The sequence below is a fragment of the Xanthomonas sp. D-99 genome, from assembly GCF_017746145.1.
GTDB lineage: Bacteria > Pseudomonadota > Gammaproteobacteria > Xanthomonadales > Xanthomonadaceae > Xanthomonas > Xanthomonas cissicola.
Window position 1 is genome coordinate 219648 of the sequence record NZ_JAGHWU010000005.1, and the last position, 22686, is coordinate 242333.

The 22686-nt window shown below is 65.4% G+C and carries 16 protein-coding genes, 1 other RNA gene and 3 pseudogenes; 14 read left to right on the forward strand and 6 right to left on the reverse strand.

The window, feature by feature from the left end; all coding sequences use genetic code 11:
* Positions 1 to 27: 27 nt before the first annotated feature.
* Together J7360_RS03230 and J7360_RS03235 are read right to left on the reverse strand one after the other, a co-directional pair.
* Positions 28 to 363: pseudogene (locus tag J7360_RS03230) on the reverse strand (hypothetical protein); the annotation flags it as partial.
* 438 nt (positions 364 to 801) lie between these two features.
* A pseudogene (locus J7360_RS03235) lies at positions 802 to 1907 on the reverse strand (glycosyltransferase).
* 137 nt (positions 1908 to 2044) lie between these two features.
* Between J7360_RS03235 and J7360_RS03240 the strand changes: the two are divergent.
* Positions 2045 to 2764 carry a response regulator transcription factor gene (locus tag J7360_RS03240; RefSeq protein ID WP_011050505.1) on the forward strand — a complete coding sequence of 240 codons (720 nt, stop codon included), beginning with the start codon at positions 2045 to 2047 and terminating at the stop codon, positions 2762 to 2764.
* A complete protein-coding gene (locus tag J7360_RS03245) occupies positions 2761 to 4263 on the forward strand; it encodes an ATP-binding protein (protein ID WP_057663198.1) in 1503 nt (500 codons plus the stop codon). The genes J7360_RS03240 and J7360_RS03245 overlap by 4 nt, the downstream gene beginning before the upstream one ends.
* A 187-nt stretch (positions 4264 to 4450) precedes the next feature.
* Here the strand turns inward: J7360_RS03245 and J7360_RS03250 are convergent, their stop codons facing one another.
* The gene (locus J7360_RS03250) at positions 4451 to 5815 is read right to left on the reverse strand and encodes a glutamate--cysteine ligase (protein ID WP_081027955.1); all 1365 of its coding nucleotides are present in this window, start codon (positions 5813 to 5815) and stop codon (positions 4451 to 4453) included.
* Positions 5816 to 6099: 284 nt separating this feature from the next.
* On the opposite strand from J7360_RS03250, the gene J7360_RS03255 reads away from it, so the two are divergent.
* The gene (locus J7360_RS03255) at positions 6100 to 6936 is read left to right on the forward strand and encodes a helix-turn-helix transcriptional regulator (RefSeq protein ID WP_057663194.1); all 837 of its coding nucleotides are present in this window, start codon (positions 6100 to 6102) and stop codon (positions 6934 to 6936) included.
* Between the two features lie 104 nt (positions 6937 to 7040).
* Entirely contained in the window at positions 7041 to 8021 is a 981-nt protein-coding gene (locus tag J7360_RS03260) for an MBL fold metallo-hydrolase (protein ID WP_057663191.1), read from the forward strand.
* 254 nt (positions 8022 to 8275) lie between these two features.
* Here the strand turns inward: J7360_RS03260 and yihA are convergent, their stop codons facing one another.
* Positions 8276 to 8920 (reverse strand): ribosome biogenesis GTP-binding protein YihA/YsxC, encoded by a 645-nt coding sequence (gene yihA / locus J7360_RS03265; protein WP_003482606.1) that lies wholly within the window; start codon positions 8918 to 8920, stop codon positions 8276 to 8278.
* Between the two features lie 143 nt (positions 8921 to 9063).
* Between yihA and J7360_RS03270 the strand changes: the two genes are divergently transcribed.
* The 9 genes from J7360_RS03270 (at position 9064) to J7360_RS03310 (ending at position 19266) form a co-directional block, all read left to right on the forward strand.
* Entirely contained in the window at positions 9064 to 9870 is an 807-nt protein-coding gene (locus tag J7360_RS03270) for a c-type cytochrome (protein WP_209033242.1), read from the forward strand.
* A 95-nt stretch (positions 9871 to 9965) separates the two neighbouring features.
* On the forward strand, positions 9966 to 10616 hold the full coding sequence (locus J7360_RS03275) for a thiol:disulfide interchange protein DsbA/DsbL (protein WP_022558271.1): 651 nt from the start codon (positions 9966 to 9968) through the stop codon (positions 10614 to 10616).
* A gap of 91 nt (positions 10617 to 10707) precedes the next feature.
* Positions 10708 to 11523: a thiol:disulfide interchange protein DsbA/DsbL gene (locus J7360_RS03280; RefSeq protein WP_007968619.1), complete on the forward strand. Its 816-nt coding sequence runs from the start codon at positions 10708 to 10710 to the stop codon at positions 11521 to 11523.
* A gap of 49 nt (positions 11524 to 11572) precedes the next feature.
* Positions 11573 to 12310: an endonuclease/exonuclease/phosphatase family protein gene (locus J7360_RS03285; protein ID WP_005911045.1), complete on the forward strand. Its 738-nt coding sequence runs from the start codon at positions 11573 to 11575 to the stop codon at positions 12308 to 12310.
* A gap of 61 nt (positions 12311 to 12371) precedes the next feature.
* A non-coding RNA gene (locus J7360_RS03290) (sX9 sRNA) lies at positions 12372 to 12448 on the forward strand.
* A 143-nt stretch (positions 12449 to 12591) separates the two neighbouring features.
* The gene (gene betT / locus J7360_RS03295; protein ID WP_057663184.1) at positions 12592 to 14571 is read left to right on the forward strand and encodes a choline BCCT transporter BetT; all 1980 of its coding nucleotides are present in this window, start codon (positions 12592 to 12594) and stop codon (positions 14569 to 14571) included.
* Positions 14572 to 14611: 40 nt separating this feature from the next.
* On the forward strand, positions 14612 to 16084 hold the full coding sequence (gene betB / locus J7360_RS03300; RefSeq protein ID WP_022558267.1) for a betaine-aldehyde dehydrogenase: 1473 nt from the start codon (positions 14612 to 14614) through the stop codon (positions 16082 to 16084).
* A gap of 126 nt (positions 16085 to 16210) precedes the next feature.
* Positions 16211 to 17881, forward strand: coding sequence for a choline dehydrogenase (betA, locus tag J7360_RS03305; protein ID WP_057663181.1), 1671 nt, complete (start codon positions 16211 to 16213; stop codon positions 17879 to 17881).
* 152 nt (positions 17882 to 18033) lie between these two features.
* Positions 18034 to 19266: a multifunctional CCA addition/repair protein gene (locus J7360_RS03310; protein WP_007968611.1), complete on the forward strand. Its 1233-nt coding sequence runs from the start codon at positions 18034 to 18036 to the stop codon at positions 19264 to 19266.
* Positions 19267 to 19427: 161 nt separating this feature from the next.
* Here the strand turns inward: J7360_RS03310 and J7360_RS21285 are convergent.
* Together J7360_RS21285 and J7360_RS03315 are read right to left on the reverse strand one after the other, a co-directional pair.
* Positions 19428 to 19733: pseudogene (locus J7360_RS21285) on the reverse strand (TonB-dependent receptor); the annotation flags it as partial.
* Entirely contained in the window at positions 19673 to 22225 is a 2553-nt protein-coding gene (locus J7360_RS03315) for a TonB-dependent receptor (RefSeq protein WP_343237335.1), read from the reverse strand. The gene J7360_RS03315 and the pseudogene J7360_RS21285, both read right to left, overlap by 61 nt.
* Here J7360_RS03315 and J7360_RS03320 point away from each other — a divergent pair.
* Complete coding sequence (locus J7360_RS03320) at positions 22224 to 22415, forward strand: hypothetical protein (RefSeq protein WP_033480895.1); 192 nt, start codon at positions 22224 to 22226, stop codon at positions 22413 to 22415. The genes J7360_RS03315 and J7360_RS03320 overlap by 2 nt on opposite strands.
* The last annotated feature ends 271 nt before the right edge of the window (positions 22416 to 22686 follow it).

A 22686-nucleotide genomic window follows, 5' to 3' on the forward strand; every position in this document is an offset into this window, starting at 1 on the left:
TGGCGGTAGCGGTAGCGGTAGCGGTAGCGGTGGCGGTGACGGTGGCGGCGGAGCAAATCCTGCGGCATCCAGGCATTCCGCCAGCAGGTCGGGCGGCAGGTCCGGCGAAGGCGCCTGCGGGAACGGCGCTGCGATGCCTTCGGCGGTAGCGCATGCCTGCAACGCTGCATCGAATTCCGAATCGTCTGGCGGCAGGCCGGGCGGTCCATCTGCTGCATCCGGTGCGTCGAATGCGTCGCCATCGAAGGGCGGCGGCGGCGGCGGTGCGACACCCCTGTGCACCAGGCAGCCGTCGACGCTTCCCCGATCTTGCCGCTCCGGCGCAGCGCGGCGCGCGACGTCGGCAGGCAGCGTTGGGACCACATCGTGTTCCGGCGCACAAGCCGGTAACGCATCGATGTTTCTTGTACCCGGCGGTGGCGGTGGCGGCTCACGATGCGCGTAGGGAACAGGCGCATGATGCGCAGCACCGCAGAAATTCGCACAACCTGCCAGGTTGAGCGCTGCGAGCATTGCAGTGGTAACGACAAGGCGTGGTGGTGCGTGGACCATCGTGATCTCCCTGGCTGGATGGCACATCTGCGCACGGCATGCAGACGGCGGACGCGGGCTGGGCCGCGCTCGTCCGGGAAGCGTTGCAGCTGACTGTGCTGCGCATTTGCCACCGCGCGCCGCGCACCGGCGAGGATTGGCGCTTGTCGGCATGCGCAGCGCAAATGCAACGTGCGTGCAACGCATGCTTCGGCTGACGCATTGGAAGATGCAGCTGGTCCGACCGTGGCGACGCGGGTGCTGTCGCTGTCAGTTCTCGACGGCAGCCGGCGCCGCGGCGACCGCCGCGTCCACTGCATGCTCCGGTAGCGAGGCCAGCACCGCAGCGCGAAAGCGCGCGGCAAATGCCGCATCGTTGGCCTGGTAGAACGCGCGCGCGTTGGCCGACAACTGGTCCAGTTGGGCCTGTGGCAATGCCAGGGCTGTTTCCACTGCCTGTGCGATGCCTGCCGCGTCCACGTAGTAATACGATGCCAGACGGCGCTGACGCACCTCGGCCACCGGAATCAGCACCCCATGTTCGGGCCTGATCAACTTGTTCATCGGTTCGCCGTCGGTCGCCAGCGTCACCGCGCCCACGCTTAGCGCTTCCATCAGATAATGCCCGAACCCTTCGGCCTCTGAGGGGCATATATGGAACAGATGCGCGTTCTGCATGCGGCGAAGTTCGGCATCGTCCAGATACCCCACGCGGTGGTCGATGTTCGGGGCCACGACCGGCTTGCCGGCGGTGCGCGGGTTCTGCACCACCGTCAGCAGCGGCCACTCCGGATGCCGCTGCCAGGTGTCCAGCAATACGCGCGTGCCCTTGGCGGTACTGCGCCCGGCCAGGTGGAAGAAAGCGCGCTGACGAAACACGCGTGCGTCGTACCGATCCGGGCTGGTGAAGCCAATGAAGCGTGTGGCACACCCGAGGCTGCGGAAGATTCGCTCGGCATGGTGGGTCTTGCACAGCACAGCACCGCATCGAAGCGCGGCAGCAATGGCAGCCACTTGGGCAGCAGCCACTCCGGGTTGGGCACCAGCAGGTTGATCTGCCCCAGCGGCAGGCAGCGCTTGTACACGCGCTCGGAAAAGATCTGCAGCGGCACCCGCCCGAACAGCATGCGGCTGGCCCACAGGCGCGCCTCGCTCCCAGTGTCGTGCAGGCGTTGACTGGTGAATCCCACTTCCTGCACCGGCACGCCGCCAGCGCGCAGCGTGTTGGCCATCAGCACCATGTCGCGGGTCAGCCCCACGCCGTTGTCGCGACTGATCACCCGCATCATTGGAAATGCCTTGTCATGCACGCACGCGCCAGTACAACGGCATAGTGTCGATGCCGTGGCTTCCTGCGCGATATCCTGGTCTGTCATGGTGCGTTACACGTGTGCCAATGGTTGACAAATTCGATCATTATGATGCGTGCTCCAGCCCTGCAATTGCGAGCACCATGTATCCGGCAGCCACCACCTTGCGCGGGCCAAGCGCCGCGCCACAGACGATGATCCCTATGGACCTGCAACAACCCTGCGTTCTCGTGGTCGACGACGACCCGGACCTGCGCAAGCTGATCGGCGAATTTCTGAGCGCCCACGGCTACCAGGTGGATATGGCCGAAAACGTGGCGGAGATGCGCTCTGTCATGGCGCAGCGCCGCCCGGACCTCATCGTACTCGACGTGATGATGCCGGGAGAAGATGGGCTGAGTGCAGCGCGCGCCCTGGCCAGCGAGCGCGGTTCACCTGCGGTCATCATGCTCAGCGCGCTGGGTAACGACACCGACCGCATCATCGGCCTGGAAGTCGGCGCCGACGATTACCTCGCCAAGCCCTGCAATCCGCGCGAATTGCTGGCGCGTGTGCGCGCCCTGCTGCGGCGCAGCCAGGCCAGCAACGAACAGGCCGACCAGCGCGGAAACGTCTACGAATTCGCCGGCTGGCGGCTGGACGTGGTACGCCGCGACCTGCGCGACCCCACCGGCATCTTCATCAATCTGTCCGACGGCGAGTTCGCGCTGCTGCGCACCTTCGTCGAACACCCGCAGCGCGTGCTCAGCCGCGACCAGTTGCTGGACTACGCCCGTGGCCGCGACACCGACGTCTACGACCGCGCCATCGACAGCCAGATCAGCCGCCTGCGCCGCAAAATCAATGAGCGCGTCCATACCGAATTGATTCGCACCGTACGCAACGAAGGCTACATGCTCCTGCCGAGCGTCTCGCGCCTGTGAGCAAACCGGCACGGCGCGGGCTGTCGATCTTTGCGCGGACCTTTGTATTGTTGGCGGTGGCCCTGCTCACCGCCCAGGCGGTGGGCATCGCCCTGCTGGTGATGCGTACCCCCGTCTACGAGCCTCCCGTCCATCCGCCGGAAGTGGTGGCGCTGCTCTCCACCCGCATGCCGGCCGGCACCCAGACCCTGAAAGTGCACGAATCGGCGCAAGCCCCGGTGCCGCCGACAGGCCAGGTGCGCGACCCCTTCGCTGAAATGCTGCTTGCGCACTGGCTGGATGTGCCCGAACGCCAGGTGCGGTTCTATCGCAACGCCAATGATCGTGAAGGCCCGCAGCCAGGCATGCTGCCGCCGCAGCGATGGTCCAACCGGGACCACGCGGGCGACGGCGGTGGCGGGGCGCACGAACGCCTTGGCACGCAGCCTCTGCCGCCGTTTCCGGACGACTGGCCGCGCGACAGCCACCCCGCTGCGCTGCCCGGCGACGGGCTGCGGCCGGACGAGTTACCCGGCGCCTGGGAAAGCGAGCGCCTGACCCCCGGCGTACCGCTGCTGGACGGGTTCACCGCCGCCCTGCAACAGTCCGATGGCCGTTGGCGTACGGTGGAATCGCCGCGTCGACGCCTCTCGGGCGAGTTCAAGACCCATGTCGTGCTGCTGTTCCTGGCCGGCCTGCTGGCCAACGTGCCACTGGCATGGTGGTTTTCGCGCGCGCTGTCGGCACCGATCAAGCGCTTTGCCGAGGCTGCCGACCGCCTGGGCCGTAATCCCGATGCCGCGGCCCTGCAACGCAGCGGCCCGCCGGAAATCGTGCGCGCGGCCGATTCGTTCAACGCGATGCAGGCGCGCCTGAACCGCCTGATCAACGAACGCACGCACATGGTCGCAGCGATTGCGCACGACTTGCGCACGCCGCTGGCGCGGCTGTCGTTTCGTCTGGATGGCCTGCAACCACCGCTGCGCGACAAGGCGCTGGCCGATATCAACGAGATGAAGGCGATGATTTCCGCAGCGCTGGACTTCATCCAGAACGACCGTCATCGCGGCGAACGCGCGCCGCTGGATCTGCGCTTGCTGGTGGAGAGCGTGGTCGACAACGCCACCGACATCGGCGCCGACGCCGAGCTGCTGCCCGGCCCGGAAATCACCCTGGACGGCGACCCGCTGGCATTGCGCCGCGCCGTCATGAATCTGCTCGAAAACGCGTTGAAATACGGCAAGCGCGCCCGTCTGCAACTGCAGCGCGACGGCGAGGACGGCGTGTTGTGGATCGACGACGACGGCCCCGGCATCGATCCCACCCAGCGCGAACAATTGTTGCTGCCGTTCGTGCGTGGCGAGTCCTCGCGCAATCGCGACACCGGCGGCATCGGGCTGGGCTTGTCGGTGGCGCACAGCATCGTGCTGGCGCACGGCGGCGACCTACGTCTGGACAATCGGCCGCGTGGCGGATTGCGCGTGACCGTACGACTGCCCTGCATGCCCGAGCGACGCTGACCTGAGATGGAGTGCGGCCGGGCCGCGCAAGCGGCAACTGCGCCGATACGACCCGACACAGCTGTTCCGGCAATGGCCTTGCGCGTCTGGCTACATCGGCTGACGCGGCGACACCGGCGCCACCAGCCATCACCGACGGCCGACGACTGCCAGCGCCAACACGCGCTGGCAACCGGCAAAGGCGCGCTCAGTAAGCGAACTCGCGGAACACGCGGTCGATATCGCCGTTCCATGCGCCGTGATACAGCGCCAGCTTGCGTTCGGCAGCGGTGACGCCGCTTTCGGCGATCTCGGCGATGACATCCAGAAAGCCGGTTTCGTCCTGCCCGTCGCGGTTCAGGCGTGCGCGGCGACGCAGGCCTTCGCGTGCGATGTTGACCGCCTCCACTGCCAGATCGCGCACGGTGCCAGTGCGGAACGGCAGGCCCAGCGCATGCTTGGGCACGCCGTCGCGCAGTGCATGCCGCTCGGTCGGGCTGAAATCCCTGACCAGGTCCCAGGCCGCATCCAGCGCGGTCTGGTCGTACAGCAGGCCGACCCAGAACGCCGACAACGCGCACAACCGATCCCAGGGGCCGGCATCGGCACCGCGCATTTCCAGATACTTCTTCAAACGCACTTCCGGAAATGCGGTGGTCATGTGGTCGGACCAATCGCGCAATGTCGGCAACGCGCCCGGCAGCGCGGGCAGCTTGCCTTGCATGAAATCGCGGAAGCTCTGCCCGCTGGCGTCGTGATACACGCCATCGCGGTAGGAAAAGTACATCGGCACATCGAGCAGGTAATCGACGTAGCGGTCGTAGCCGAAGCCGTCTTCGAACACGAAATCCAGCATGCCGGTGCGATCGGCGTCGGTGTCGGTCCAGATGTGCGAGCGGTAGCTGAGATAGCCGTTCGGCTTGCCGTCGGTGAACGGCGAATCGGCGAACAACGCGGTGGCGATCGGCTGCAACGCCAGCGACACGCGGAACTTCTTCACCATGTCCGCTTCGGTGGCGTAATCCAGGTTGACCTGCACCGTGCAGGTGCGCGTCATCATGTCCAGGCCGAGCGAGCCGACCTTGGGCATGTAGTTCTTCATGATCTGGTAGCGGCCCTTGGGCATCCACGGCATCTGGTCGCGACGCCACTTGGGCTGGAAGCCCATGCCCAGAAAGCCCAGCTGCAACTCGCCGGCGACCTGCGCCACTTCGTCCAGATGGGTGCCGGTTTCCACGCACGTATGGTGCAGGGTTTCCACCGCCGCGCCGGAGAGCTCCAGCTGCCCGGCCGGCTCCAGCGTGACCGATGCGCCGTCGCGCAGCAGCGCGATGGTGCGGCCGTTTTCCTGCACCGGCTCCCAGCCGAAACGGGTCAGCCCGGTCAGCAAGGCCTTGATGCCGCGTGCACCGTCGAAGGTGGGCGCACGCAGGTCATCCAACTGGAAGCCGAACTTCTCGTGCTCGGTGCCGATCCGCCAGTCCGCACTCGGCTTCTCGCCGGAAGCCAGCACCTGGGCCAGCTCCGCACGTTCGGTGATCGGCGTTTCGGCAACGTGGCTAGGACTCGACAAGGGCAGGCTCGCAAACGAAAGGGGTCGGACGATGTGGGGATACTCCCCTGCCACCGCAAGGCCCGCACTATAACCGCAGGGCATGGAAAGAATTGCCGCCATCGGCCAAGTCTGAGATTTCCATCCATGCGCACAGGGTCGCCGACGCCGCAGCAGGCACGGGCGCGACCGCACCGCCGGATGTCGGGCGTCGCCTCGGGCTGCAGCACGCAGGCATGCACCGGGAGGAGATGCACCAGGTTCGCCCCGGCCGCGCACCCGCAATCCTGTAGCATCGCCCAGCCATGACCGCTGCACCCACACCCACCGACACCCTGCTCGCGCAGATGACCAGCCTGATGCACTGCGAGCGCGCAGAAGGCTTCGCCTGCGTGAGCGCGCGGCGCGAACATGGGGCCCGCTCGGTGGATCTGGCCCAGCCGCAGTTCGCGATTCTGCTGCAAGGCCGCCAGCAGGTGAGCAGCGCGACGCAATCGCTGCAGCTGCTGCCGGGCGATCTGTTTCTGGCTACGCGCCGTTGCCGGATCGATATGATCAATACGCCCGACCCGCAGACCGGGCTCTACATGAGCGCGGTGGTCCCTCTCTGCGAACAGGCACTGGCCGCTGAGCGCGCGTTATGGACCGAGCCGCTGCCCGAGGCCGGCGCCGACATTGCACGGCTGCCGGCGATCGATTTCGAGTTGGCGCTGCGGCAATGGCGCGATGCGCTGCAACACGGTCTGTACACCGAAGCACACCTGGCGTTGGCCGCATTGGTCATCAACGTGTGTCGTCGCGGCCACGGCGGCCTGCTGCTGCCGCCGGCACCAGGCATCGCCGAGCAGGTACGCGCGCTGATCGCCGCGCAACCGCAGCGGGGGTGGCGCTCGCGCGATATCGAAGACCGCCTGGGCATCAGTGGCGCCACCTTGCGCCGCCATCTGGCCGCCGAACAACGCTCGCTGCGCGAACTGATCACCGACGCGCGACTGGCGCACGCGATGGGCCTGCTCTACAGCACGCGCTGGCCGCTCAAGACCGTGGCCGCGCGTGCCGGCTATCGCTCTACCCGCAGCTTCAGCCAGCGGTTCCAGCAGCGTTACGGACTGGATCCGGCCAGCATCGGCAATAGCCGCTAGATCGCCGGAGCGAGCGCTTCGCGCAGCGCAATGAGCGAAGCGCGCAGCTCGCTGGCGCCAACATGGCGACATCGCGGCGGTTGCCGCCTGCTCTGGAGTTGCTCATGTCCGTTTCCGCCCTGCGTCGGCTGGCGCCGCTGTTACTCGCCGTCAGCGCCAGCCTCGCGCACGCCGCTGCGCCCACCTCCCCCCACGCACAGGTTCCCGGCTTTTACCTGCAACGTATCGGCAGCCTACGCGTGGCCGCCTTGTTCGACGGTCGCGTGGCATTGACGCGGCAAGAGTTGACGAATGTGGACCCGGCCGAGCGCGACCGTCTGCTCGCGCACGCTTACGTACCCGAAGACGAGAACGGCGTGCAGACTGCAGTCAACGCATACCTGATCCAGGACGGCAGCCACCTCAGCCTGGTCGACACCGGCACCGCGCAGTGCATGGGGCCCGGCCTGGGTCAGGTGCTGAGTCACTTGCGCGCTGCCGGTTACGACCCTGCCCAGGTCGACGATGTGTTGCTGACCCATGCGCATCCGGATCACCTGTGCGGCCTGCTCGATGCGCACGGCGCACCGGCGTTTCCCAACGCCACGGTGTGGCTGTCCGACGCCGATGCCGCGTATTGGCTGGATCCCGCTTCGGAGGCCGATGCCATGCCGATGGTGCGGTTCGCCTTCCCGTTGGCGCGTGCCGCGGTGGCGCCTTATCTGGCCCAGGGTCGGCTGCGCCGTTTCCAGCCCGGCAAGACCGCCTTGCCGGCCGGCATCACGGCTTTGGACAGCCGGGGCCACACGCCCGGCCACGTGTCCTATCGCTTCGACGGCGGCGCCGGCAACACACTGCTGGTGTGGGGCGATGTCCTGCACTATCACGCCGTGCAGTTCGCCCAGCCGGACGCGTCGTTCGAGGCCGACAGCGATCGCACCCAGGCCATCGCCTCACGCCGTCGCCTGCTGGTGCAGGCAGCCGACGGACGCTGGTGGGTGGCCGGCGCGCATCTGCCATTCCCCGGCCTGGGTCATGTGCGCCGCGAGGGCAACGCGTTCGCCTGGGTGCCGACCGAATTCGGCCCGGTGCCGGCGACGCCTTGAAAGGAGGTCGCCAGCGCAGATCGCATCGCCGCCTGATGCGCTGCGACAACCGTCGCAGACCGCGCCGGCGAGGATGGAGCCGGTTCAGCGCATGAGAACCTGGCCGGCGACCGGTCGCAAGGCGAGCCAGTCGCGGCGGCCAGCTCCCTAGGCGCAACCCGGCCAGGCATCGCCCGGCCCCTTTGCCGACCGATGCCGCAACTGAAAACGACGAGCCCTGGCGCGCCGTCCTGAACTGCCTGCCGGGGCGGGCGTCATGGCGCCTGACCCGGTTCCCCCTCCGCTGCAGGCGGTGCACCATCCAGGCCCAGCCAGCCACCGACGATTCCGCGCAGTTCGTCCACGCCCTGGCGCGATTCGCCGGAGTAGGTCTGCACGGTCACGCTGTCGCCAAAACGCGAGGTCACTTCCTTCTTGACCTTCTGCAGGGTCTGCATCTGCTGGCCACGGCCGAGCTTGTCGGCCTTGGTCAGCAACCCGTGTGCGGGCAAGCCGCGTTCGGCGGCATAACCGAGCATCTGCAGGTCGTAATCCTTCAGCGGGTGGCGGATATCCATCACGACCACCAGCCCGCGCAAGGCCTCGCGGGTGCGGAAATAGCGGTCGATGAAGGCCTGCCAGTGCGCCTGCAGATCCTGCGGCACCTTGGCATAGCCATAGCCGGGCAGGTCCACCAGGTAGCGTTCGGGCTGGATCTGGAAGAACACCAGCTGCTGGGTCCGGCCGGGCGTCTTGGACACGCGCGCCAGCGCGTTCTGGCGGGTCAGCGCATTGAGCGCGCTGGATTTTCCGGCGTTGGAGCGGCCGGCAAAGGCCACCTCGTAGCCGCCATCGTCGGGCAATTGCCGGGCGTTGTGGGCGGACAGGTGGTAGCGGGCTTGTTCGATGAGGAGCGACATCCCCTTAGGATCGCACGTTCGGGCCTGGCAGTTTTGCTGCACTGTTCGTTGACCCTGACGCAAAGGCGTGTCGATAATCGAAGCACGCCTGCCACTGCCAGTACCCAACGCGCGCGGGCCGGGTCCATACGGAGCTTTAGCTGATGCGCCATGCTCGTGTGCTAGTCCTCGCCGTCCTCGCCGCCCTCGCCGTCCCGGTCATTGCGGCCGTGGCGTTTGCGCAATCGGCAGTCACGCCGATTCCCGATCCGCCGCCGGTGCGCGTTGCGCCGCTGGAGGTGGACCTGGCCAAGACCACCTGGGGAGATGCCAAGGCCGGCCAGACCAAGGCAGCTGCCTGCGCAGCCTGCCATGGGCCGGACGGCAATCCGGCAGTGGCGATGTACCCGCGCATTGCCGGGCAGACCGAGCGCTACGTGGCGCACCAGGTGGCGCTGATTGCCAGCGGCGAGCGCAACACCGGCATGTCGGCGGTGATGGTGCCCTTCGTCAAGGACCTCACCGCACAGGACATGCGCGATCTGGGCGCCTATTTCGCCACCCAGAAGGCCTCTGCCGGCGTCGCCGACGACGCGGCGATCGCCGAGGGCCCCTACCAGGGCATGAAGTTCTACGAGGTCGGCGAAAAGCTCTACCGCGGCGGCGACATCGCCCGCGGCGTGCCGGCCTGCATGGCCTGCCATGGGCCGTCCGGTGGCGGCAATCCGGGCCCGGCCTATCCGCGCCTGGGCGGACAGCACGCCGAGTACGTGGCGCGACGCCTGAAGGAGTACCAGGCCGGCACCACCCAGGAGCGCAATCCGGCGCTGTTCAATATCATGGCGCAGGTGGCGCATCCGCTGACCGAGCAGGAGATCCAGGCGCTGGCCAGCTACCTGCAAGGCCTGCATGATCGTGCCGATGACGCAGCAGCGGCGCAGCCGCCTGCAGGAGCGCCCGCACGTTCGTGAGCTGATCCCTGCCGTCGTAACACCGCTTCACGACGCCGGTCCCGCGACCGGCGTCGTCGTTTACCGCTCGCCCCTCGCCCCCCCACGGAGCCCGCATGAAATTGCTTTCCCGTCTGCCCCTGCTGTTGTTGTTGCTGTTGCCGCTGGTGGCCTGCGCCGCCGACAAGAAAGCCCCGCCGGTCGAAGGCGAGGACTACACCCTGATCGACGGCGGCCAGCCGTACGCCCCGCTGGCCGGCAAGGTCGAAGTGACCGAAGTCTTCGGCTACACCTGTCCGCACTGCGCGCATTTCGAACCGGTGCTGGAAGCCTGGGTGGCCAAGCAGCCGGCGTATGTGCGCTTCACCCCGGTGCCGGCGGCCTTTGGTGGCTTCTGGGACGCGTTTGCACGCGCCTACTTCGCCGCCGACATCCTGGGCGTAGCCAAGCGCAGTCACCGCGCCATGTTCGACGCCATCCATGAAAAGCAGACCGTGCCCACCCAGAACGTGGCGCCGGAAGAACTGGCCGCGTTCTACGCCAGTTACGGCATTCCGCAGCAGCGTTTCATCGAGACCTACAAGAGCGAGGCGGTGGATGCCAAGCTCAAGGCCGCGCGCGAGTTCGCGCTGCGCAGCAAGATCCCCGGCACTCCGGCCATCATCGTCAACGGCCGCTACCTGATCGGCGCACGCAATTACCCGGACATGCTGCGCATTGCCGACTACCTGATCGCCCGCGAGCACGCCGCGCCGGCCAAGCGCTGAACCGCATAACCGCCAGCGACGGCCGCGCGTGGCATCATGCGCCCCGCGGCCGTCCGGCCCTTTTCTCGCCCCACGCTGGAGATCCAATCCGATGAAGACCCGCTTCGCCCTGACGCTGATGGCGCTGTTGCCGATCCTGGTCGCCTGCAAGGCACAGGACGGTTCGTCCGATACCGCACCTGCCGCCACCACCCCAGCTGCCGAAACGGCGCCCGCCCCTGCTGCCGCTACCCCGGCCGCAGACCCCGCCGCTCCGCCTGCAGTCGGCGAAAGCGCCACCACTCCGCCGCCTGCCGCGCCCAGCGCTGCCCCGCGCGCGCCCAATGGCCCCGAGCCGGTCGCCGGCACCGATTATCTGGACATCGACGGTGGCCAGCCCTATCAGCAGGCCGCCGGCAAGATCGAAGTGGCCGAAGTCTTCGGCTACGTCTGCCCTGCCTGCAACGCGTTCCAGCCGCTGATCGGGCCATGGAAGGCGGGTCTGCCGTCGGACGTGCATTTCGTCTATGTGCCGGCCATGTTCGGTGGCCCGTGGGATGACTACGGCCGCGCCTTCTATGCTGCCGAAACGCTGGGCGTGCAGGAAAAGACCCATGAAGCCTTGTACAAGGCCATCCACGTCGACCAGACCCTCAAGGGCGAGCGTGGCAAGGATTCGGTGCAGGACATCGCCGCGTTCTACGCCAAGTACGGCGTGGACCAGAAGACCTTCGTCGACACCATGAGCAGCTTCGGCGTCTCGGCCAAGACCAACCGCGCCAAGCAGTTCGCCACCCGTAGCAAGATCACCGGCACCCCGTCGCTGATCGTCAACGGCAAGTATCTGGTCAAGGGCCAGAGCTTCCCGGACATGCTGCGCATTGCCGATCACCTGATCGCGCGCGAACGCGCCACGCTGGCCAAGTGAGTCGCGCGAACGCAACGTCGTGAACGCTTCGGACTCGCGCACCCTGCGGGTGCTGACCGCCAACATCCAGGCTGGCTCCAGCACCCGCCGTTACAGCGACTATGTGACGCGTAGCTGGTCGCACGCGTTGCCGCTGGGCAGCAAGCGCACCAGCCTGGACAGCATCGCTAAGCTGGTGGGCGAACGCGACATCGTCGGCCTGCAGGAGGCCGACCCCGGCAGCCTGCGCTCGGGTTTCACCAACCAGACCCACTATCTGGCCGAGCGCGCCGGTTTCGATTACTGGAGCCACCAACCCAACCGTCGCATGGGTGGGGTGGCCTCCAGCGCCAACGGTTTGCTGAGCAAGCTCGAACCGGTGGAAGTACAGGACCATGCCCTGCCCGGCCGCATCGGCGGACGCGGCATCCTGCTGGCGAAATTCGGTGAGGGCCGCGATGGCCTGGCCGTGGCGGTGGCGCACCTGTCGCTGGGCGCCAATTCGCGCATGGCGCAGCTGGCCTTCATCGCCGAACTGTTGTCCGACCATCCCAACGCGATGTTGATGGGCGATTTCAATTGCATGGCCGATCGACCGGAGATGCAGTCGCTCTATCGCCATACCCGTCTGCAACCGCCGAGCTGCGACGTGCACACCTTTCCCAGTTGGCGTCCGGACCGGGCGATCGACCACATCCTGGTCAGCGACAGCCTGGTGATCGAACATACCGAAGCGATTCCGGCCGCGTTTTCAGATCATCTGGCAGTGGGGATGGATATCCGCGTACCAAAGCAATTGCTGCGTTAAGAGCGGCCAACAGAACTCCTGCGCAGCCGCCAGGCGGGGCGCGGCCGATGCTGTAATCGGCTTGTACCACTCGGCCACTCCGGTTCTGAGCGCACCGCCCACACCTACCTAACGACTGCTCACTACGTGTTGTTGGCCGCTCTGAACAACCGGAAAAGTGATGACCGGTTCGCATTGGCGAACTCGACCGCTGACGTCCCCTCGACACCGCCTGTGCGATAACGCAGGCGGTTTTTCGTTGGGAGCGCAGCACGTGATATGCAGCGTATGAGTGTGTCGCCATGAGTGCGACAGCGCCGCACACCTTGCCGGTACGCACCCTGCGCCCGGTGTTCGTGCTGGCAGCCACTGTCGTGTGCACGTTTGCCTTGCTGGTGTCGTTGTTCCCGCTGAAATCAGGACGTGTGCTGCTGGATGCGCAGACCTGGGCGTCGCGCAATGTCGGCTGGTACTACCTGCTGGCGATGACGCTGTATCTGGTGTTCGTGCTAGCCACGGCCCTGTCCAGCTACGGCAACATCAAACTCGGCGCCGATCACGACGAGCCGGAATTCAGTTACCTCTCCTGGGCTGGCATGCTGTTCGCCGCGGGCATCAGCATCACGCTGTTCTTCTTCTGCGTCTCCGAGCCGTTGACGCATTATCTGCAACCGCCCCAGGGTGGTACCGGCAGTGGCGAAGCGTCCGCGCGCCAGGCGATGCAGGTGCTGTTCCTGCATTGGGGCCTGCATGGTTGGGGCGTGTTCGCGCTGACGGCCATGGCGCTGGCGTACTTCGCCTTCCGCCACAACCTGCCGCTGGCGCTGCGCTCGGCGTTGTATCCGCTGATCGGCAAACGCATCAACGGGCCGATCGGCTACACCGTGGATGCGCTGGGCATCGTGGCCACCGTGTTCGGCCTGGGCGCGGACATGGGCTTTGGCGTGCTGCATCTCAACGCCGGCCTGACCACCTTGATGGACGTGCCGCATACGCACTGGGTGCAGGTGGCGCTGATCGTGGCGATGATGGGCGCGGCCATTGTGGTGGCGGTCTCCGGCGTCGAAAAAGGCGTGCGCTGGATGTCGGACATCAACATGCTCCTGGCCATGGCGCTGCTGTTGTTCATGCTGTTCGCCGGCCCGACGCAGTACCTGCTCAATGCGCTGATGCAAAACCTGGGCGACTACCTGGGCAGCGTGGTGAACAAGAGTTTCGACGTATATGCCTATGGTGGCCGCGCCGATTGGCTGGGCAACTGGACGGTGTTCTATTGGGCCTGGTGGATCGGTTGGGCGCCCTTCGTCGGGCTGTTCATCGCGCGCATCTCGCGCGGCCGGACCATTCGCGAATTCGTGCTGGGGGTGTTGCTGATCCCGCTCGGGTTTACGCTGGCATGGCTGTCGATCTTCGGCAACAGCGCGCTGGATCAGCTGCTGCATCACGGCCAGGCAACGTGGGCGCAGCAGGCCATCGACGCGCCGCAGACCGTGCTGTATGCGTTGCTGCAGAGTTACCCGTGGAGCCGCACGGTCATCACGGTCACGGTGGCGATCAGTTTCGTGTTCTTCGTGACCTCCGCCGATTCCGGCACGGTGGTGTTGTCCACGCTCTCCTCTCACGGCGGCGAACCGCACGACGATGGCCCGCGCTGGCTGCGTGTGTTCTGGGGCGTACTCACTGCCGTGGTCACGGCAGGCTTGTTGCTGGCCGGCAGCATGGACGCACTGAAATCGGCGGTGGTGCTGGCCTCGCTGCCATTCTCTGCAGTGCTGCTGCTGATGGCCTGGGGCCTGTCGCGCGCACTCAGCGAAGAATCGCAGCGCAAACGCGCGCAGCTTTACAGCCCCAGCCCGTTGATCGGGCAATCACGCCACCACGGCGGCTGGCGTCAGCGGTTGGGCCAGGCGATGCACTTCCCGGCGCGCGATGAGGTGTATCGCTTCATGCACGACCAGGTGCGCCCGGCCATCGAAGCGGTCACCGCACAGCTGCAAGAGGAAGGTTGGAAGGTAAGCAGCCGCATCGACGACGGCGACATGGAAATCAGCGTCGATCACGGCGAACAGCAGGGTTTCCGCTATCAAATCGTGATGCGTGGGTATCTCACTCCGTCGTTTGCCGCGCAGCGCTTCCGCAACCAGCGCTACTACCGCGCCGAGGTCTACCTGTACGAAGGCAGCCAGGACTACGACCTGGTGGGCTACAGCCGCGAACAGATCATCAACGACATCATCGATCAATACGAACGTCACCTGCAGTTCCTGCATCTCACCCGCTAAAGGTGCGTCGCTGCGGCGACCGTCCCACAGGAGGTTTGTCATGCCACGTTTCCCCGACCGGTTGCTGTATATCGGCGGCCGTTATGTTCCCGCCCGCGGCGGCCACACGTTCGAAGTGGTCAACCCCGCAACCGGCGAGGTGCTGGCCAACGTGCACAACGCCGGCGCCGACGATCTGGACGCCGCCGTCGATAGCGCGAAGGCAGGCCAGCAACGATGGGCAGCCCTTACGACGGTGGAGCGCTCGCGCATTCTGCTGCGTGCGGTGGCGTTGCTGCGCGAACGTAACGATGCGCTGGCCGAATTGGAAACGCTCAACACCGGCAAGCCGCTGAGCGAAACACGCAGCGTCGATGTGGTCACCGGCGCCGACGTACTGGAGTATTACGCTGGCGTGGCGCAGGCGCTGCAGGGTGCGCAAGTGCCCCTGCGCGAAGGCAGTTTCTTCTACACGCGCCACGAACCGCTGGGCGTGGTGGGTGCGATCGGCGCGTGGAATTACCCCATCCAGATCGCACTATGGAAAGCCGCGCCCGCTTTGGCCGCCGGTAACGCGATGATCTTCAAACCCAGCGAAGTCACCCCGCTCACCGCGCTGAAACTGGCCGAAATCTTTACCGAGGCCGGCCTGCCCGATGGGGTGTTCAACGTGCTGCCCGGCGATGGCGCCAGCGTGGGCACTGCGCTCACCGAGCATCCGCAGATCGAAAAGATCAGTTTCACCGGCGGCACCGCCACCGGCCGCAAGGTGATGGCCAGCGCATCGAGTTCGTCGCTGAAGGAGGTGACCATGGAACTGGGCGGCAAGTCGCCGCTGATTGTCTGCGCCGATGCCGATCTGGACCTGGCGGCCGACATCGCCATGATGGCCAACTTCTACAGCTCCGGGCAGGTGTGCACCAACGGCACGCGCGTGTTCGTGCCGCGCGCCTTGCGTCACGCATTCGAAGCGCGCCTGCTGGCCCGCGTGCAACGGATCCATATCGGCGACCCGCTCGACGAGCGCACCACCTTCGGTCCGCTGGTCAGCGCCGCGCATATGCAGCGCGTGCTGGAGCATATCGAACAGGGCAAGGCAGAAGGCGCACGTCTGCTGTGCGGCGGCGAGCGTCTGCAGGATGGCGCACTGGCGCAAGGCTATTACGTGGCGCCGACCATCTTCAGCGATTGCACCGATGTGATGACCATCGTGCGCGAGGAAATCTTCGGACCGGTCCTGAGCCTGCTCACCTACGACGACGAAGACGAAGCAGTGACGCGTGCCAACGCCACCACGTATGGGCTGGCTGCAGGCGTGGTCACACCGGATCTGGCGCGTGCACACCGGCTGATCCATCGCCTGGAAGCGGGTATCTGCTGGGTCAACACCTGGGGCGAGTCGCCGGCCCCGATGCCGGTGGGCGGCTACAAGCAGTCCGGCGTGGGGCGCGAAAACGGCCTGGCGACCTTGCAGGCCTACACGCGCACCAAATCGGTCCAGATCGAACTGGAACGTTACGCGTCGGTGTTCTGACGGCGGGGAGCCGGCGCACGCAAGCGCGGCGGCAGCGACGCGCCGCGATCGCCCCCCGCGCGCACGCCTGCGTCTGCGCCATCCACCTCGATCGCCACCGCACCGTTACCGCATCAGGAGAACACCATGCAACGCGAATACGACTACATCATCATCGGCGCCGGCTCGGCAGGCAACGTGCTGGCGGCACGCCTGACCGAAGATCCCGGCGTGACCGTGCTACTGCTCGAAGCGGGCGGGCCGGATTACCGGCTGGATTTCCGGACGCAGATGCCGGCAGCATTGGCCTTTCCATTGCAGGGCCGCCGCTACAACTGGGCCTATGAAACCGAGCCGGAACCTTACATGGACAACCGGCGCATGGAGTGCGGTCGCGGCAAGGGCCTGGGCGGTTCATCGCTGATCAATGGCATGTGCTACATCCGCGGCAATGCGCTCGACTTCGATCATTGGGCCAAGCGCCCCGGCCTGGAGGACTGGAGCTACCGCGATGTCCTTCCGTACTTCCGCAAGGCAGAGACGCGTGATATCGGCGCCAACGACTATCACGGTGGCGACGGCCCGGTCAGCGTGGCAACGCCGAAGAACGACAATAACGTGTTGTTCCATGCCATGGTCGAGGCAGGCGTACAGGCGGGCTATCCGCGCACCGACGATCTCAACGGCTACCAGCAGGAAGGCTTCGGACCGATGGACCGCACGGTGACACCACGCGGGCGCCGCGCCAGCACTGCGCGCGGCTACCTGGACATGGCCAAGCCGCGCGATGGCCTGCATATCGTCACCCACGCCACCACCGATCGCATTTTGTTTGCAGGCAAGCGCGCCATCGGCGTGCATTACCTGGTGGGTCACAGAAGCGAAGGAATCGATGCGCATGCACGCCGCGAAGTGCTGGTGTGCGCGGGTGCGATCGCCTCGCCGCAGCTGTTGCAACGCTCCGGCGTGGGCGCACCCGGTCTGCTGCGCGCACTCGATGTGCAGCTGGTGCACGACCTGCCCGGTGTCGGCCAGAACCTGCAGGACCACCTGGAGGTGTATATCCAGTACGCATGCACCAAGCCGGTGTCCTTGTATCCGGCATTGCAGTGGTGGAACCAACCGGCCATCGGTGCGCAATGGCTGTTCGCCGGTACGGGCACCGGTGCCAGCAATCAGTTCGAAGCCGGCGGCTTCATCCGCACGCGCGAGGAATTCGACTGGCCCAACATCCAGTACCACTTCCTTCCGGTTGCCATCAATTACAACGGCAGCAATGCGGTCAAGGAGCACGGCTTTCAAGCGCACGTCGGCTCGATGCGCACACCCAGCCGCGGGCGGGTGCACGCCAGATCGCGCGACCCGCGCCAGCATCCTTCGATCCTGTTCAACTACCAATCCACCGACCAGGACTGGCAGGAATTCCGCGATGCGATCCGCATCACCCGCGAGATCATCGCCCAGCCCGCACTCGACGCGTATCGCGGCCGCGAGATCAGCCCCAGTGCGGACTGCAAGACCGATGCGGAGCTGGACGCATTCGTCCGCTCTCGCGCAGAAACCGCCTATCACCCCTCCTGCTCCTGCGCGATGGGCACCGACGACATGGCAGTTGTCGACGGCCAGGGCCGGGTGCACGGCATGGAGGGTCTGCGCGTGATCGACGCCTCGATCATGCCGCGCATCATCACTGGCAACCTCAACGCCACCACCATCATGATTGCCGAGAAAATCGCCGACCGCATGCGCGGTCGCGCGCCCTTACCGCGCAGTACTGCCGACTACTACATCGCCGGCGATGCACCTGCGCGCCGGTGACTCTTCTGGTTCGAGCGTGAGGTGCTCCTGCCACCTCGGCATTTACCGTGAACTCGTCCATGAGCGCGTTGGCGGCAGCCACCGCCAATGGTCCCGCAAGCGGCGAGGACACCGCAGAGACAGGTACATGATGGCTCGGGCATCATGCGCTGATGAAGATCTACCTCGTTGGCGGCGCAGTCCGCGATGCATTGCTTGACCAGCCGGCTGGCGACCGCGACTGGGTGGTGGTTGGCGCAGATCAGGCGCAGATGGAAGCGCAGGGGTTCAAGCCGGTCGGCAAGGATTTCCCCGTGTTTGTGCACCCGCGCAGTGGCGAGGAATACGCACTGGCGCGTACCGAGCGCAAATCCGGCCGTGGATATCGCGGCTTCGTGGTGGATGCCGACCCATCGGTGACACTGGAAGAAGACCTGCTGCGCCGGGACTTCACCATCAACGCAATCGCGCGCGATGAGGACACCGGCCAATTGTTCGACCCGTACAACGGTGCGCGTGACCTGCAGGCGCGCGTATTACGGCACGTCGGCCCGGCGTTCATCGAAGATCCTGTGCGCGTGTTGCGTGCCGCGCGCTTCATGGCGCGGCTGGCACCGCTGGGATTCACTCTCGCGCCTGAAACTGCGGCACTGATGCGGGACATGGCCGCCAGTGGCGAACTCGACAGCCTGGTACCGGAGCGCGTGTGGCAGGAGCTGCGCCGCGCATTGAGCTGCGCGCAGCCCTCGGCGTTCCTGCGCACGCTGCACGACACCGATGCGCTGCGCGTTATCCTGCCGGAAGTCGATGCGCTGTACGGCGTGCCGCAGCGCGCCGAATTCCATCCGGAGGTCGATACCGGCATTCACCAGGAAATGGTCAGCGATATGGCCGCGCGTCTCGCGCCCGGCGATGCGCTGGTGGGCTTTGCTGCACTGACCCACGACCTGGGTAAGGCGCTCACGCCGCAAGAGCAATGGCCGCGCCATGTCATGCACGAGCAACGCGGCGTCGCGCCATTGCAGGCGCTGTGCGAGCGGCTCAAGGTGCCGCAGGACTTTCGGCAACTTGCCATCATCGCCTGCCGCGAGCACTTGAATGTCCATCGCCTGGCCGAGCTCCGCGACCGCACGCTGCACGAGCTGCTGGTGCGCTGCGATGCGTTTCGCCGGCCGGAGCGTATCGCGCAGCTGGCACTGGTCTGCGAAGCCGACAAGCGTGGCCGTCTGGGCAGTGAAGAGGCCGCGTACCCGCAGGGCGAAGCACTCGAACGGCTCCATGCCGCGGCACTGGCGATCAATGCGCGGGATCTGGCGGCCGAGGGTCTGCAAGGGCCGCAGATCGGCGAGGCACTGACGAAGGCGCGTATTGCCGCGATTGCAGCAGCGCGAAACATCGGTGCATAGCGACGTCTCGTGCGCACCGTTTTCTGCATGCAACGGAATGCGGAAACGTTAGAAAGAGCGACATTGCAGCGAACCGCACGGCTGCCGGAACCTGCCATTCAAAGCCAGGAACTCGCCACGAGATGAAGGCGGCTGCACAACGCAGCCGCCCTGGCCAGGCATTACAGCTTGAAACTCAGGCTCAACATGAAAGAGCGACCGTTCTTGTAGATGTAGTACGGCTGGTTCTTGTTGCCGATGTAGCTGAAGTAGGTTTCGTCCAGCAAATTGGTGGCTTCCAGCGCCACGCGCAGTCGCTCGGTGGCCTGGTAGCCGAATGACGCATCGACTTGCGTAAACGCGTCGGTCATCTGCTGCCCGTTGAGCCGGCCAATCTGGGTGAAGTATTCCGAGCGCCAACCCAGATTCACCCGCGCACTCCACTTGCCTTGTTCGTAGTACGGGCTGATGTTGTAGGCATTGCGCGAGTTGTACGGAAGGCTGTAATCGCCGTCGGTCTTGGAATCGGAATAGGGTAGTTGGCCACCACGCCGAAGCCATTGCCGAAATTGTGCTGCAGATTGAGCGCGACACCGCGCACCTTGGCATCGCCGGCGTTGGTAGGCACCGATGTCTGGTAGGTGCTCGAGCCGCCGGTGGCGTTATTGAAGAAGACACGCTCCTGCACCGTGGTCAGGATGTAGTTGGAGATGTCGCGCGAGAAGAATTCGCTACTGAGCAGGCTGCTGTCGGAGAAATACCACTCCAGCGATGCACCGAGGTTGGTCGATTCGTACGGGCTCAGTCCTGGGTTGCCGGTCGACGCCGTCAGCGTGGTGTCGTCGGTGGCCACGTACGGCGTCATGTTGGTGTAGCGCGGCCGCGCGATCACTTTGGAGGCGGCAAACCGCAGCATCAGGTCGTCGCGCAGGTCGTAGGCGACATTGAACGAAGGCAACCATTTGCCGTAGCTGCTGAGAAAGTTGACCGGCGTGTAACCGCCGCCCGGCGCATAGCTGAAGCCATCCGTTGAATCGCGTGAATGCACATAGCGCACGCCGATGTTGCCGCGATACCGCTCGCCGGAGAAGTTGCCTTGCAGGAACCATGCACGGTTCTGCTCCTCGATGCTGTAGTTGCCGGCATAGCTGATCGGCAGACCGTCGTCGCCTTCCAGTCCGCTGATATACCGGCTGATCGCACCGCTGTCGATGGTCGACCAGCGTTGCATGTCGGCGCTGGTCGACAGCCCATCCAGATAGCCCGACGGCGTGGTGCCCGGCGAGAATGCCGCCAGCGTGCTGCCATCGTTCGGGGTCCAGGTACGGCTGTAGGACGATTGCCCGGTGGCGTGATTGGTGAGCTTGATGCCGGTGAGGATCTGCGTAAACGGCCCCCACTCCACCGCATGATCGAAGTCCAGCTGCAGATAGCGCTCCTTGTCGTACTGCGGGCTGTGACTGGCCGAGGCGTTGTTGATCTGCATCGCTGCCGCATTGGTGGGATCGGTGCTGTAGTCCATCGCGGTACGGCGCCCGTCGATGGCGTAGCTGTAGCCGGCCAGATTGCGGAACTGGATGCCGTAGATACGCTCGGCGCCGCCTTGCGAACTGGTGTAACCCACCTGGCTGGAGGCGTTCCACCCATCGCCATGCCAGTCGGTGCGCAGGTGGATGCTGCCGGTGCTGACCTGGCTATTGCGCAGATAGCCGTCGAGATAGGTGTTGGACTGGTCGCCGAAGGTACCCGAGGTGGCGACACCGTTCTCGAAGCCCAAGGCCTGCGCATCGCCCGGCGTCGAGCCCCAGTAACCGTAGCGGCTCTGGTTGTAGTTATCGAAGCTTTCCTTGACATACAAGCCAGTCAGATTGAGCTCGAAATCGCTGTCCGGCTTCCACTGCAGCGCCGCGCTGACACCGTCGCGCTTGCGTGTTTGCTGGAACAACGCCGTGTTGATCGACGTTGGAAACACGCCGGTGTTGTTGCCGACCACACCCGGCGGAAACCCGGCGCCCTGCACATTGTCGTAGCCGAAAATTTCAACCCCGTCGCGGCGCAGGACACGCTGCGAATGCATCACCGAGGTAAGCACGCCCAGGGTTTGGTCCTGATTCTTCCAGCTATACAGCGCCGAGGCATTCGGCTTGCCTTCGTCGGAGCGATCGTTGTAGCCATAGCTCACGGTCCCGGTGAGCGTATTGCGATCCAGATCCAGCGGTTTGCGCGTATGCACGATCACGGTGCCGCCGATGGAACCCTCGTCGATGCGCGCTTCGGGCGTCTTATAGACCTCCATCAAGCCGACCACTTCCGGCGCCAGGGTGCTGTAGTTGAACGAGCGGCTGTCCGGGTCGTTGGGGTCGCCGCCCCAACTGGTCGATGCAATGGTCTGGCCGTTGAGCAACACACGGTTGAGCGCCGGATCGGTGCCCAGGATGCTGACTTTCTCGCCTTCGCCGAACTGCCGGTCCACGGTGATACCGGACAAGCGCGACAGCGATTCGGCAACATTGGTATCGGGAAACTTGCCGATGTCTTCGGCGCTGATCGCATCGACGATCGCATCGGCGTTGCGCTTGACGTTGAGCGCCTTGCCCAGGCTGGCCTGGTAACCCACCACCTTGATTTCGTCCAGGGTGGAAACCGAGGGATTGGTTGGTGGCGGTGTCTGTTGCTGCGCGGGTGCGGGCTGCTCCTGCGCAACTGCGGGAAGGCTTGCGACGCAGGCCAAACTGGCGCCACCTAGGAGCAGACGCCTGACAGCCGCACTCAATGGTGAGCGGCGCAGTGGGTTGACGGACGCAGATACCGGAACACAAGGGGACAACGCGAACAGACGGGAAAACAGCATTGCGTGGACCTCATCACTGATGTCGGATGGCAACCGTCTGGTTGCACGACGGCGCGCGACGCGCGTGCCATGCCCGTGATCCGTCCCCTGTGCCGGATACGAACAGCCACCCGCATTGCATGACGACATGCGGGTAAAAGCCGGACCGCTGGAACCACGGCCGGTTATCGTCCTCTCGAACGTCGAGCAGATGTTCTTCGCTGAGAACGTTACCAGCGAAGGTGCCTTCCGTGGCTTGCAGTGTCAACCTGTTGCTGCATACGTCCATTTTTATGCGCTAAACAACGCCCTCCCTGCAGATATCGGGATGATGGCGTGATCGTTGTCTCACTGCCCTTGGCGTCGATGCAGACCACTGCGCCCTACGCCCCATTCGCACAAGGTGGCGCACCCGAATGTTGCGATGCAAAGCGCCTGCGCACGCGAAGTGTGCTGCGCTGCGCGCGTGGATGATGCGCATACAACTTGCGCAGGTTGGAACGCTGCGCTGTCGTCCGATAGCAGGTCGCCAGCTGCGCGTGTCCGGTCAGACAACAGCCTCACCACCGCAGGACTGGTTTCATCGCTGCCGCGGGGCCTGGACGGCGCCA

Bases quoted from the DNA above. Each gene is read 5' to 3' on its own strand.
- J7360_RS03255 (WP_057663194.1), top strand. From the start codon at position 6,100: ATGACCGCTGCACCCACACCCACCGACACCCTGCTCGCGCAGATGACC.
- J7360_RS03315 (WP_343237335.1), bottom strand. From the start codon at position 22,225: ATGTCGTCATGCAATGCGGGTGGCTGTTCGTATCCGGCACAGGGGACG.
- betA (WP_057663181.1), top strand. From the start codon at position 16,211: ATGCAACGCGAATACGACTACATCATCATCGGCGCCGGCTCGGCAGGC.
- J7360_RS03275 (WP_022558271.1), top strand. From the start codon at position 9,966: ATGAAATTGCTTTCCCGTCTGCCCCTGCTGTTGTTGTTGCTGTTGCCG.
- J7360_RS03270 (WP_209033242.1), top strand. From the start codon at position 9,064: ATGCGCCATGCTCGTGTGCTAGTCCTCGCCGTCCTCGCCGCCCTCGCC.
- J7360_RS03280 (WP_007968619.1), top strand. From the start codon at position 10,708: ATGAAGACCCGCTTCGCCCTGACGCTGATGGCGCTGTTGCCGATCCTG.
- J7360_RS03260 (WP_057663191.1), top strand. From the start codon at position 7,041: ATGTCCGTTTCCGCCCTGCGTCGGCTGGCGCCGCTGTTACTCGCCGTC.
- betB (WP_022558267.1), top strand. From the start codon at position 14,612: ATGCCACGTTTCCCCGACCGGTTGCTGTATATCGGCGGCCGTTATGTT.
- yihA (WP_003482606.1), bottom strand. From the start codon at position 8,920: ATGTCGCTCCTCATCGAACAAGCCCGCTACCACCTGTCCGCCCACAAC.
- J7360_RS03320 (WP_033480895.1), top strand. From the start codon at position 22,224: ATGCGGGTAAAAGCCGGACCGCTGGAACCACGGCCGGTTATCGTCCTC.
- J7360_RS03310 (WP_007968611.1), top strand. From the start codon at position 18,034: ATGAAGATCTACCTCGTTGGCGGCGCAGTCCGCGATGCATTGCTTGAC.
- J7360_RS03240 (WP_011050505.1), top strand. From the start codon at position 2,045: ATGGACCTGCAACAACCCTGCGTTCTCGTGGTCGACGACGACCCGGAC.
- betT (WP_057663184.1), top strand. From the start codon at position 12,592: ATGAGTGCGACAGCGCCGCACACCTTGCCGGTACGCACCCTGCGCCCG.